The 252-nt window shown below is 58.7% G+C and carries 2 tRNA genes; both read right to left on the bottom strand.

What is annotated here, in order from left to right:
* Nucleotides 1-76 (bottom strand) — tRNA-Gly (locus HMPREF2678_RS02655).
* Nucleotides 77-99: 23 nt separating this feature from the next.
* Nucleotides 100-171 (bottom strand) — tRNA-Val (locus HMPREF2678_RS02660).
* Nucleotides 172-252 lie beyond the last annotated feature (81 nt).

Consider the following 252-nt stretch of genomic DNA (forward strand, 5'->3'; position numbering starts at 1 on the left):
TGGAGCGGATGACGAGACTCGAACTCGCGACCCTCACCTTGGCAAGGTGATGCGCTACCAACTGCGCTACATCCGCATTCGGATCCTCGGGGGATCCTGTGCGCGATACTGGGATCGAACCAGTGACCTCTTCCGTGTCAGGGAAGCGCTCTCCCGCTGAGCTAAACGCGCAGGAAATCAACGACCCAAGTCCTATTAGGGAACCTACTAGGCTTGAGCGTGGAGCGGATGACGAGACTCGAACTCGCGACC

This window comes from Corynebacterium sp. HMSC058E07 (assembly GCF_001809885.1).
Classification (GTDB): Bacteria; Actinomycetota; Actinomycetes; order Mycobacteriales; family Mycobacteriaceae; genus Corynebacterium; species Corynebacterium macclintockiae.